The sequence below is a fragment of the Gordonia aichiensis genome, assembly GCF_039946255.1.
GTDB lineage: Bacteria > Actinomycetota > Actinomycetes > Mycobacteriales > Mycobacteriaceae > Gordonia > Gordonia aichiensis_A.
The window spans coordinates 50,013-60,502 of record NZ_JBCDWL010000027.1 but is presented as its reverse complement, the minus strand read 5'-3'; the positions used below and the strand labels follow the sequence as shown (position 1 = coordinate 60,502).

9 protein-coding genes are annotated in these 10,490 nt (G+C 69.7%); 2 read left to right on the top strand and 7 right to left on the bottom strand.

The features are described from left to right. Nucleotides 1-788: 788 nt before the first annotated feature. Entirely contained in the window at nucleotides 789-1,130 is a 342-nt protein-coding gene (locus tag AAFO60_RS20430; protein ID WP_347958084.1) for a YnfA family protein, read from the bottom strand. Between the two features lie 128 nt (nucleotides 1,131-1,258). Here AAFO60_RS20430 and AAFO60_RS20425 point away from each other — a divergent pair, with 128 nt between their 5' ends. Then, nucleotides 1,259-1,654 carry a nuclear transport factor 2 family protein gene (locus tag AAFO60_RS20425; protein WP_347958083.1) on the top strand — a complete coding sequence of 132 codons (396 nt, stop codon included), beginning with the start codon at nucleotides 1,259-1,261 and terminating at the stop codon, nucleotides 1,652-1,654. Between the two features lie 21 nt (nucleotides 1,655-1,675). Here the strand turns inward: AAFO60_RS20425 and AAFO60_RS20420 are convergent, their stop codons facing one another. The 4 genes from AAFO60_RS20420 to AAFO60_RS20405 form a co-directional block, all read right to left on the bottom strand. Then, on the bottom strand, nucleotides 1,676-2,362 hold the full coding sequence (locus tag AAFO60_RS20420) for an SDR family oxidoreductase (protein WP_347958082.1): 687 nt from the start codon (nucleotides 2,360-2,362) through the stop codon (nucleotides 1,676-1,678). A gap of 79 nt (nucleotides 2,363-2,441) precedes the next feature. Further along, nucleotides 2,442-3,680 carry an MFS transporter gene (locus AAFO60_RS20415; protein WP_347958081.1) on the bottom strand — a complete coding sequence of 413 codons (1,239 nt, stop codon included), beginning with the start codon at nucleotides 3,678-3,680 and terminating at the stop codon, nucleotides 2,442-2,444. Beyond that, nucleotides 3,677-4,117: a MarR family winged helix-turn-helix transcriptional regulator gene (locus AAFO60_RS20410; RefSeq protein ID WP_347958080.1), complete on the bottom strand. Its 441-nt coding sequence runs from the start codon at nucleotides 4,115-4,117 to the stop codon at nucleotides 3,677-3,679. Before AAFO60_RS20410 ends, AAFO60_RS20415 begins: the two co-directional genes overlap by 4 nt. Before the next feature lie 229 nt (nucleotides 4,118-4,346). Then, nucleotides 4,347-6,383 (bottom strand): TPM domain-containing protein, encoded by a 2,037-nt coding sequence (locus AAFO60_RS20405; protein ID WP_347958079.1) that lies wholly within the window; start codon nucleotides 6,381-6,383, stop codon nucleotides 4,347-4,349. 53 nt (nucleotides 6,384-6,436) lie between these two features. Between AAFO60_RS20405 and AAFO60_RS20400 the strand changes: the two genes are divergently transcribed. Continuing rightward, entirely contained in the window at nucleotides 6,437-7,867 is a 1,431-nt protein-coding gene (locus AAFO60_RS20400; RefSeq protein ID WP_347958078.1) for a phytoene desaturase family protein, read from the top strand. A 311-nt stretch (nucleotides 7,868-8,178) separates the two neighbouring features. On the opposite strand, the gene AAFO60_RS20395 is transcribed toward AAFO60_RS20400, so the two are convergent. Together AAFO60_RS20395 and AAFO60_RS20390 are read right to left on the bottom strand one after the other, a co-directional pair. Then, complete coding sequence (locus tag AAFO60_RS20395; RefSeq protein WP_347958077.1) at nucleotides 8,179-9,255, bottom strand: acyl-CoA dehydrogenase; 1,077 nt, start codon at nucleotides 9,253-9,255, stop codon at nucleotides 8,179-8,181. Then, nucleotides 9,252-10,424 carry an acyl-CoA dehydrogenase family protein gene (locus AAFO60_RS20390; protein WP_347958076.1) on the bottom strand — a complete coding sequence of 391 codons (1,173 nt, stop codon included), beginning with the start codon at nucleotides 10,422-10,424 and terminating at the stop codon, nucleotides 9,252-9,254. Before AAFO60_RS20390 ends, AAFO60_RS20395 begins: the two co-directional genes overlap by 4 nt. Nucleotides 10,425-10,490: the final 66 nt, after the last annotated feature.

Here is a 10,490-nt window from a genome sequence, read left to right as displayed (position 1 = left end):
CGGTGAACCCGCCGACTCCGGCGGATCGAGTGCATCACTGAGCAAGTCAGCGAGTTCGGTGACAGCATCAACCACGGTCCTGGTCATCGTCATGGTCATGACTCCCCCTCTCCACAACCCGGTCACCGTCGACACTTTCGGGATCGCCGAAAACTGTTGGTGGCGGGCGTGATTCCGGTCTTGAACTCCCCGCGGGCTGGCGTGCCGGTCACCGACCGCCGTCCTGCGAGGCGAAATACGGTTGAACGACAAAGCAGTTGGAAATGCAGATGCGCTGTGCGTGGTCCGTCACCCGGATGCCAGACCGCCGCCTCCGCGGGAGGGAGCCTCGCTCCGGGGTCTCGATACGTCCTCGGCTAGCGCCTCGGACTACTCGACCACCCTAGGGAGGAAGCCTCCTGGAGAGCGACCACCCTGAAAAGGAGCGACTGCCCCACAGGCGACCACCCTAGAGAGGAGGCCGCCGGCCAGCAGCGAGCAACCCTGTCCCAGTACGTCCTGTCACGCCGCCCGAGGCTGGCATTCCACACCAGCCCGAAGGCCGGCGGCGGTCTGACATTTGCCGCCGCGTACCCACCCTTGCGCCCTCAGCAGTGCCGTGGGCGTAGTTGGTGTCGCCATGTACGCGACGCGCTATGAAATTCTCAAAGAACGAGAAGCAACCCTTCCGGGCCACTCCAATCGATCATATGTTCTATGATACACATCACATTCAACTAGGACAAGGGTCTGGTGGAGGCGAATTCGGCCCGGATGGTTGATGGCGCGGGCTCTCCCCCGCGGCCTGCTCAGCTCTCGAGTGCGCGCGGCATGTACATGATCACCGCGACGCCGACCAGGCAGATGAGCGCCCCGATCACATCCCACCGATCGGGGCGGAAGCCGTCGACGACCATTCCCCAGACCAGCGATCCGGCGACGAAGACGCCGCCGTAGGCGGCGAGGATGCGGCCGAACTCGGCGTCCGGCTGCAGGGTGGCGACGAATCCGTACAGACCGAGGGCGACGACGCCCGCGCCGATCCACAACCATCCGCGATGCTCGCGGATCCCCTGCCAGATCAGCCAGGCTCCCCCGATCTCCGCGATTGCCGCAAGGACGAAGAGCAGGATCGAGCGTGTGACAGTCATGGTGTCGATGGTGCCAGGGTCGTTCGGCTCCGCCGCGGTGTCGGCACTCGATTCGGCAGAGCGTCGCACGTGGAGGACGGTGCTGCTACGCTCGCCGACTAGAACACGTTCCAATTCAGGGAGTTGAAATGACTGCTGAGCAGCAGGAGATCGGCCTGTCCGACAAGATCGCCGCGACCGTCCAGGCGTACATCGATCACCTCAACGGAGGATCGGCCGAAGACATCGTCGGCCTGTATGCGGAGGGTGCGACGGTCGAGGATCCGATCGGCTCGCCGATCCGCAGCTCCCGCGATGAGCTCGTCGAGTTCTACGGCATCATCACCGGTCTCGACAGCCGCGACGCGACCCTGAAGTGGACCAAGATCGCCGGCGACACCGCGGTCTTCGAGTTCACCCTGGTCACCGGTACCGCGGGCATGAAGTTCGAGATCACCCCGGTCGACATCATGACCTTCGACGACGAGGGCAAGATCGTCACCATGCGCGCGGTCTGGGAACAGTCCGACCTCAAGCAGTTGTGATCGAGGCCTGAAGGCCGGAACTCACACCCGCCGCGACGCCCGCGGACGCAGCACGACCTCCGTCGGATGCGCGTCTGCGGGCGTTGTCACTGCAGCGGCCACCGCAGCGGCCACTGTCTCGGGCCGCAGGTACTTCGCCGGGTCGTAGTCGCCGCCCTCGCGCGCGACGATGTCGCGCTGCATGTCGGTGTCGATGCGGCCGGGGAAGATGGACGTCACACGTAGGGAGGGCTCCTCGGCGCGGATCCCGTCGGCAAGCGCGCGAAGTGCGAATTTGCTTGCGGCATAAGGGGTCCAGTTGGGACGAACGTTCATTCCAGCACCGGAGTTGAGAAAGACGATGTGACCGCCTGCGGCGCGCAGGGCGGGAAGCAGCAGGCGGGTCAGCTCCGCGGCGGCGACCACGTTGATGTCGAGCACGTGGCGCCATTCCTCGGGCGGGGTGTCCGCGACGGACTCGAGGCTGCTGGCGACGCCCGCGCTGTGGACGAGGACGTCGAGCGAGGTGATCGTCTCGACGGCGGTGGCGACCGCGTCGTAATCGGTGAGGTCGACGGGCAGGGTCACGGCGCCGTCGAAGGCCAATGCCAACGCGTCGAGTTCGGCGGACCCGCGTCCGCCCAGAATGAGGTCGTGGGTCGGCGCGAGCGCTTTCGCGATCTCCGCGCCGACGCCACGACTGGCTCCGGTGATCAAGGCGGTAGGCATACCGCCGATCCTATTGAACTGTGCCGCCGATCTGAACTGTGCCGCCGATCTGAACCGTTCGGCCGCTGGGCTAACCGACTCAGTACTCTTCGGCGCCGACCAGCACCGCGTCGGGCGCCACCTCGCGCTCGTCGGGCGCGCCGCTGCCCGCGATGACGAGCGCGCCGACGGCGACGGCGCAGTAACCCGCGGCGAACCAGAACGGCGCGGCCATGCCGAACCATCCGGCCAGGTAGGCGACCATGATCGCCGAGGCCGCGGCACCCATCCAGCGCAGGAAGCTGTAGCCGGCGCTCGCGACCGAGCGGGGCGTGGACGCGTCGGCGGCGGACATCGCGACGCCGGTGAAGAGCGTGTTGAGCACACCGGAGGGGATGCCGGAGAGCACGACGGCCAGGCCGATCATCCAGACGCTGCCGTCGAAGACGCCGACCGCTGCCATCACCATGGTGAGCAGGTACGCGCCGATGGCGGCGAGGACGCCGCCGCGGGCACCGATCGCCGAGGCGATGCGCGGCCCCAGGAAGACGCCCGACAGCGCGGTCAGCAGACCCCAGCCGAAGAAGACCATGCCCGCGTAGATGGGGCGCAGGCCCATCGCGATCGGCGACCAGGCGATCACCGTGAAGAGGGCGCCGGTGTAGAAGGCCGAACCGATGGAGTTGATCAGCAGGGTGCGGTTGCGCAGGGCCTTGATCGGATCGAGCAGCTTGACCGGTTGCCGCTGCGCACGCGGACCGTCGGCGGGGAGCATGAGGGTGCACAGGACGGCCCCGGCCAGCATGAGCAGGGCGGTGCCGGCGAACGGTGCGCGCCACGTCCACTCGCCGAGAACCGCGCCCAACAGCGGTCCGACGGCCAGGCCGACACCGAGTGCGGCCTCGTACAGCAGGATCGCGCCCTGCTGCCCGCCGGTGGCCTGACCGACGATGAACGCCAACGCGGTGGCGATGAACAGGGCGTTGCCCAGTCCCCAGATCACCCGCAAGGCGATGAGCTGGTCGATGTTGCTCGCGAATGCCGACACCCCGGCGGCGATGACGATGCAGATCAGGCCGGTGGCCAGCGTGCGCTTGGGGCCGAATCGGTAGGCGGCCCAGCCCGTCACCAGCATCGCGAGGACCTGGACGCCCATGTAGACGCCGAACAGCAGGGTCAGCTTGGTCTCGGGAGCGCCGAGCGCCACGCGGATGGTGTTGAGGATGGGATCCACCAGTCCGATGCCCATGAAGGCGATGACCGCGGCGAAGGCGGTCACCCAGACGGTTCGGGGTTGGCCCTTGAAGGCCGCGGTGAGGGAGTGCGTGTCAGCGCTCATGAATGCTCCATTTTCATCTGCAGTTCGCGCAGGGCCGGCAGGGCTGCTGCCAGGGCGGCGCGATGTTCGTCGGACAGTGACGCCAGAGCCCGGGTGACGGTGTCGTTGCGGCGGGTCCGGATGCCGTTGATGACGTCGGCAGCCTTGTCGGTGGCCGCGACGACGACGGCCCGGCGGTCGGCCGGATCTGGTCGGCGCGAAACGAATCCGGAGCGGTGCAGGCCGTCGACCAGGGAGGTGGCGGTCGGCATGCGGATCGATTCGCGCTCGGCGAGCTCACCCATGCGCATCGGGCCGTCGTCCATCAGGACGGCGAGTGCGGAGGCCTGTGCTGCGGTCAGCTCGTTCACCGGTGAGTGGCGACGCAGTGTCAGGTACAACCGCGTCACCGTGTGGCGCAGGCCGGAGGCGATTTGGTAGGTGAGTTCATCGGTCACAGTTCGTAAGCCTAATACTTAGTAGACCTAAGTAAAATGGGGAAATTCGGTGCCGAAGCGCTGACCAGGGATTAATGGCATGCGCGATGACGAAGATCACCCCCGCGACGACCGTTGATCGCCACCTGGGACACATGGGCGCCGGCGCGGATCACCGCGGACGTGTCGGACGGAACGTGGGGTGTCGGCGCCGCGGCCGGGTCTCAGCCCGACGACGCGGGGTCGTCGCTCAGAACCGTCCTCCGGTACCGATCCGGCCCGAACTGGACGACCCGCCGAACGAGCCGGGACTACGGCCGCCCGCGCTGTAGCCACCCGGCCCGGAAGGCCACGATCCCGAGCGCATCGAGCCGCGCAGCACGCTGTCGACCAGGATTCCGGTCAGCACGGCCCCGGCGCCTGAGCTGCCCGGTCGAGGACCGGCGGCCGGTTGCTGCCGGTCCTGCCAGGACACGACGTCGGTCTGCGCAGCCATCAGGGCCTCGTCGGCACTGCGCGAGGCCTGGCGTGCCTTCTCGAGTGCCTGGGCGGGACTCGACTCGGCCAGCGCGACGGCCTCCGAACCCAACTGCTGCGCCCGCGACAGCCGGGTGCGGGCCACCGATCCGATGGCGCCCCGCCGCGTCTCGATGAAGTCGGCGGCGGCTTGGGTCTTGGCTTCCGCTGTCTCCAGCGCGTTCGTCACCAGTTGCGCCTGACGGGACTGCTCTCGCGCCGCCACGCTCGCGGCGGCCAGGACGCGGTCGAGCTCGGCATCGGCGTCGACCAGTCCGGCGAAGGCGCGGAGCGGGTCCGTCGCTCCGTCCGTCTCGGCGACGGACAGAGCCGCCTCGGCCTTCGCGACGGCTGCGGCGAGCTCGTCGCGGGAGTCGGCGGCCGCCGTCACCTCCGCGGCCTCGGCGACCTCGGCGCGCACCTCCGCCACCAGCGCCGACAGACCGTCACGGGCCCGGCCGATGGTCTCCTCGGCCGAATCGATCGCGTCGAGCAGCTTGTTCGCGGTGTCGAGTGCCGCCTCGGCCGAGCGGATGTCGGCGACGACGGGGCCCTGCTTCCCGGCCGGCAGCGTGATCGCCTCGCGGCCCTGATCGATGCTGTCCTCGGCGAACTGGAGCTGCTGGCGGGCCAGCGTGATGTTGCCGGTGATCGAGGAGATGACGGTTCCGCCGTGCCGCTCGGTGAGCTCGGCCAGGCTCTGCTCCGACTGAGGCAGCCGCGCGGACGTCGCGACGACCCGTCGGGTCAGCTCGTCGAGCCGGTCGGCGGCGTTGATCAGCAGGTTCCGCAGGGCGTCGAAGTTCGCCACCTGTTCGTCGAGCAAGGCGTCGGCGTCCGAGCAGGAGGTGATGATCTGCACCAGCATCGATCGCTGCTCGTCGGGAGTCTCAGGGATGTCGTCGTCGAGCCGTTGGCGGAGCGCGAACGAGGAGGCCAGCGCCTGCTGAGCGGCCTGCACTGCGGCGGTGAACGGTGCGGCATCGCGCTCGCCGAACTCGCCGATCGCCAGGGTCAGCTCGTCGGCGCTGGTCGTGACGGCGTTGTCGGTGTCGGTCAGCACCTCGCGCGACCAGGCGTGCAGGACGTCGAGCGGCTGCTCGGCGAGTTGGTCGACGGTCAGCGAGTCACTGTGTTCGCGCAAGGCGTCGAGTCGTTCGGCGGCGACCTTGCGCTTACGGCGCCGCGTGTAGAGGAATGCACCGCCGCCCAGCAGCGCCAGGCCGCCCGCGGCGCCGATCACGATGGCGCCGGTGCTCGAATCGTTCGCGGCCGCGCCGTCGATCGCTGCGATGGTGTCGACGGCCGAGGCGCCCCACTGCTGTTTCTTCAGGGCGGGCTGCAGGGTGTCGGTGGCGATCTGATTCAGTTCGGCGGCTGTGAGACCGTCGATCGCGGTGGTGCTCGTGAGCTGATAGCTGCGGTCCCGGGTGGCGACGGCGAGCAGGACGTCCCGGGCGCCGAGTTCGCTGAGGTCCTCGGTCTGGCGGGCCCAGGCCTCACGCGAGAGTCCGTCGAAGGAGTCGACGTACACCACCCACATCTGGATGCGCTGGTTGTCGTACAGATCGTCGATGGCCGTCGATATGCGGTCGTGGTCGGCGGGGCTGAACACGCCTGCGGTGTCGACGATCTGGTCGGCCATCCGCATCGGGGCCTGTGCCCGCGCGGTCCCGACACCGCCGATCGCGGCGACGATGAGCGCGAGCAGTGCGGTGACGACCAGGAACATCGGGGTGCGGAGTCGACGTCGGCGGCACGCGGAGATCATGGACTCAATCTAGCCTGTGCCACAGACAGGATTCGGACAGCGGACGGGGTGCGGTGGGTAACGAATGGGATGCGATCGTGGTCGGCGCCGGACCCAACGGACTCACCGCCGCGGCGGTGCTGGCGCGCGCCGGCCGATCCGTGCTGGTAGTCGAATCGGATGACACGATCGGGGGTGGCACCAGAACCGACGAAGCGTTCGGAACCGGCATCCTTCGCGATGTCTGCGCCGCGGTCCATCCGACGGGGGCGGCCTCGCCCGCCTTCGCCGAGCTGGAGGTGGGGCGGCGCGTCGACTGGGTGGTGCCGGAGGTGTCGTTCGCCCATGTCTTCGCGGCCGACGACACGCTGGGCGTCTTTCGAGACCCGGTACGACGCGCGGGCGCGCTGGGGCGCGACGCCGAGGCGTGGCGGAGAACGGTCGCACTCGGTGCGGACGAGCGCACGGTGGCAGCCGCCGCCGACGTCCTCCGGATGCCCGGGGTGCCCGCTCATCCCGCGGTGATGGCCCGGTTCGGTCCCGCGGCTCTCGCACCGCTCGACGCCTTCACGACTGCGGCCTTCCGCGACGAACGGGTTCGGACCGCTTTCGCAGCGGTCGCGGCGCATGCCGGGCGGCCGACCGGATCGCTCGCCTCGACCGCGCCCGGACTCCTGCTCGGCATGCTCGCGGGCAACGGCTGGCCGGTGGCCGGGGGAGGCTCGCAAGCCATCGCCGAAGCGCTCGCCGGGATCGTCGTCGAGAACGGAGGCAGAATCGAAACCGGTTGTCGCATAGATGCTTTCGTCCAGCTTCCGGCGGCGGAGCAGGTGCTCTTCGACGTCTCGCCGCGCGCACTGCTCGGCATCATGGGAGAGCGACTGCCACGGCGCTACGCGCGACGGCTCGAGCGGTTCCGGTACGGCGTCGGAGTGTGCAAGGCGGACTTCCTGCTGCGGGAGCCGATTCCATGGGGCGGTCCCGGCGCCGATGTTCTCGCGAAGACGGCGACCTTCCACCTCGCCCGCGATCGCGCACAGATCCGCTCGGCCGAGGCCGCCGTCGCTCGCGGTGCGCTGCCCGCGCGCCCGTGGGTCCTCGGCGGGGAGCCCACGCGGATCGACCCGACCCGCGTACCGGCCGGGGTCCACCTGGCCTGGGCGTACTGCCACGTGCCGGCGGGCTGTGCGATCGACGTCTCGGAGGCGATCATCACCGAGATCGAACGGTGCGCGCCCGGCTTCCGCGACGTGATCGTCGACCGGATCGTCACCACCGCCGCCGGCTTCGAGGATCACAACCCGAACTATGTCGGCGGCGACATCAATTGCGGCGCAGCCGATCTCCGCCAGTTGCTGGCGCGTCCGGTCCTCTCGCGCCGTCCGCACGCGACTCCGGTCCCGGGCGTCTACCTGTGCTCGTCGGCCACCGCCCCGGGCGGCGGGGTGCACGGCATGTGCGGCTGGCGCGCGGCGAAGGCGGCGTTGTCGGACCTCGGCGGCTGAATCGGGGGCGCGGGGGTCTCGATACGCTCGCTCACTCCGTTCGCGGGCTACTCGACCAGCCTGAGGCGGGGGTGCGGGGTCTCTTCGTTCGCGGGCGGCGAAGACGGCGTTGTTGGACCTCGGCGGCTGAATCGGGGGTGCGGGGTCTCGATACGCTCGCTCACTTCGTTCGCGGGCTACTCGACCAGCCTGGGGTGGGGTGCCTGGACGGTGTGGGGGTGCGGGGTCTCGATACGCTCGACCAGCCTGGGCAGGGTGGTCGAGTAGCCACCGAGCGCAGCGAGGCGGCGTATCGAGACCCCGCACCCTCGTCAGGCCGAGTCGGTCACCAGCGGCCACAGGCCGGCCGACCCGGCGGCGACGGCGCTGTCCAGCAGGACCTCGTCCCAACGGCGCGTCGAGCCGAATTCGGCACGCCAGGCCAGCAGCCTGGCTGTGTGCCGGTGCAGCTCGTGTTCGGCGGTGAAGCCGATGGCACCCAGGCACTGGTGGGCATTGCGCACGACGACCGCGGCGGCGTGCCCGGCGCACGACTTCGCCGCGGCGACCGCAAAACGCGCCCGGTCCAGGTCTGCTGTGTCGGAAAGCGGACCGCCGACCGAGGCGAGCACGTCGACCGCTGCCTCCGCCGCGGCGCGAGTCAGAGCCGTCTCGGCGGCGATGTCGGCCACCAGGTGCTGCACCGCCTGGAACTTGCCGAGCGGGCGACCGAACTGCGTACGAACGCAGGTGTGCTCGACGACCAGCTCGAGCGTCCGCTCCATCGCACCGACCATCAGCAGCGAGCGCGCCAGCGCCCCGCGGAGTTCGAGCTCGGCCGTCACCCGGTCGGGCACCGCGACGCCCCCGTCGGGTTCGCCGCCGTCTGCAGCCTCGCGCAGGAGCAGGGTATCGCGCGGCTCACCCGCCGCATTCTCGCCCGGTTCACTGGAGAAACGTCCGACAGGCATCTCGGCGACGCGCCATACGTGCGGTGACTTCCACAGTGTCACAACGGAATCGACGACTCGCGCCCACGGCACATGCCGGGCCCGACCGGTGTCGTCGAGCACGGCGACCGTGCGGATCCCGGCGACGTCCGCACCGACCTCGGACAGTTCGGCGACCTCCGACAGCCATCCCGCCAGCAGGTCGTTCTCCGCGACGGGGACGGCCGCGGCACTCGCGCCCGCCGCGACCAGAAGGCGGGCGGCCTCAGCCCAGCCCGCACCGCTGCCGCCGCGCGCGGGCGCGCCGGTCAGCCGAGTCAGCCCGAGATCGGCCAGCGTCGACCACAGCTCGCGGTCGAAGGGGACGGGGGAGGAGTCCGCGAAGACCTGTGCCAGCAGGTCTTCCAGGTCGTGCAACTCGGTGTCGCGGGCGCCGTCCGTGGAATCGTGCGCGGTCATCGAAGTCCCAATCCCCGCGCGATCACACCGCGCAGAATCTCGCTGGTACCGCCTCGCAGCGTGAAGCCGGGGCGCTGCATCACCCCTGCTCGGACCAGTTCGGCGAAGCGGACGTCTGCCCCGGGTTCCCCGGACAGTTCGTCTGCCCCGGGTTCCCCGGACAGTTCGTCTGCGAGGTCGGCGACGTCCCCTTCGAGTGCTGTCCCGAGCACCTTGACCAACGCGGCGGCGACGTCGGCGCGGTCGCCGCGCTCCAATGCCTCCGACACCGCGCGCGACATGTGGTGAAGGGCGACCATCCGGCCCACCTGGGCGCCGAAACGGGGATCGGCGGGCAGTCGGTCGGCGTCGATCTCGTCGGTGGCAGCTGCCAGCACCCCGAAGGTCGACAGGAACCGTTCGGGTCCGCTGCGCTCGTACCCCAGCTCCGAGGTGACCTGCCGCCAACCGTCGCCGACGGTGCCGAGGACCAGCTCGTGCGGGACGAAGACGTCGTCGAGGATCACCTCGTTGAAGTGATGGTCGCCCGACTGGCTGAGGATGGGGCGGATGTCGACGCCGGGGGAGTCGAGCAGCACGATGAACTGGCTGAGCCCGGCGTGTCGGTCGGTGACGTCGAGCGGCGACGTGCGGGCCAGGGCGAAGAAGGCGGTCGCGCGGTGGGCGCCGGAGGTCCAGAGCTTGGTTCCGGTCACTCGCCAGCCGCCGTCGACCGGGACGGCGCGGGTGCGCACACTCGCCAGGTCCGATCCCGACTCGGGTTCGGACATGCCGATGGCCCAGTAGATCTCGCCCCGCGCGATCCCCGGAAGGAACCGCTGCTTCTGCTGTTCGGTGCCGTACAGCAGCAACGACGGCGCCGCCTGCCGGTCGGCGATCCAGTGCGCGGCCACGGGCGCCCCGGCGGCGAGGAGTTCCTCGGTGACGACGAACCGCTCCAGGAAGCTCCGACCGCGGCCGCCGTACTCGACGGGGATCGTCATGCCGAGCCAGCCGCGGTCGGCGAGGGCGCGGGTGAACGTCGGGTCCCAGCCGGTGAGCCAGGAGTCGATGCCCGGGTCGATGGCGCCGTCGGCGATCTGTTCGCGGACGAAGGACCGCACCTGTGCGCGCAGCGTCTCGAGGGCGGGGTCGATGCCGCCGGCGGGCGGCACGAGTCGTGATCCCATGGTCCCAGAGTTCATGAAGTCGGCTGCGCCGGTGCGGTTTTCCCGAATGTTCGCCCCATCATCAGT

Excerpts from the sequence above, each read along its gene's own strand:
- AAFO60_RS20390 (WP_347958076.1), bottom strand. The coding sequence starts at position 10,424 with ATGGGATCACGACTCGTGCCGCCCGCCGGCGGCATCGACCCCGCCCTC.
- AAFO60_RS20430 (WP_347958084.1), bottom strand. The coding sequence starts at position 1,130 with ATGACTGTCACACGCTCGATCCTGCTCTTCGTCCTTGCGGCAATCGCG.
- AAFO60_RS20395 (WP_347958077.1), bottom strand. The coding sequence starts at position 9,255 with ATGACCGCGCACGATTCCACGGACGGCGCCCGCGACACCGAGTTGCAC.
- AAFO60_RS20420 (WP_347958082.1), bottom strand. The coding sequence starts at position 2,362 with ATGCCTACCGCCTTGATCACCGGAGCCAGTCGTGGCGTCGGCGCGGAG.
- AAFO60_RS20405 (WP_347958079.1), bottom strand. The coding sequence starts at position 6,383 with ATGATCTCCGCGTGCCGCCGACGTCGACTCCGCACCCCGATGTTCCTG.
- AAFO60_RS20415 (WP_347958081.1), bottom strand. The coding sequence starts at position 3,680 with ATGAGCGCTGACACGCACTCCCTCACCGCGGCCTTCAAGGGCCAACCC.
- AAFO60_RS20425 (WP_347958083.1), top strand. The coding sequence starts at position 1,259 with ATGACTGCTGAGCAGCAGGAGATCGGCCTGTCCGACAAGATCGCCGCG.